Below are 513 nucleotides of genomic sequence, written 5' to 3'. Positions count from 1 at the left end.
GACCAGGAGTCGCCGGAACTCGGTGTACGCGTCCTCCTCGCCGTACTCGCGGCACAACCGCAGCGCGGCGCGGACGATCTCACGGTCGTAGAGAACCAGCGCGCTGTCGGAGAACTGCTCCGCCCACTCGTAGCACAGCTCGGTCGGGCGTGAGGAGTCCGGGTCGAGCAGCAGATCGTCCGGTCCGGCCGCCTCGGTCGGCAGGTCCACCGGCCAGTCGGCCACCGGCCGCTCGCGGCACCACGACAGCAGGTCCGGAAGGCTCACCGGAGGTTCGGCCCCGCGCTCCAGGCAGGCCAGCACCGTCCGGTCGAGGGCGCGCTGCACCTCGGGTGGGTAGGGCAGGGTGAAGGCGTCAGGGCCGGTGGCCGCGTCGAGCACCGTGAGAGCGGTGGCCAGCGTGCGCATCAGGGGAATGCCGCGATGGGCGGACCAGTCGGTGTCGTGCGGCGGCATTCCGTTGCCGGTCGTCGCAGTCACCGTGCCTCCAGATGCGCGCGGCCGGCCGCGCAG

Annotated in this window: 1 pseudogene; it reads right to left on the bottom strand. The window is 72.5% G+C overall.

The window, feature by feature from the left end:
- Nucleotides 1-480 (bottom strand): annotated as a pseudogene (locus tag LPA54_RS36610) (Fis family transcriptional regulator); the annotation flags it as partial.
- Between the last annotated feature and the right edge of the window lie 33 nt (nucleotides 481-513).

Source organism: Streptomyces sp. DH12 (assembly GCF_020873895.1).
GTDB lineage: Bacteria > Actinomycetota > Actinomycetes > Streptomycetales > Streptomycetaceae > Streptomyces.
The sequence above is the reverse complement of the archived record's forward strand: the minus strand, read 5'-3'. Positions and strand labels throughout refer to the sequence as shown.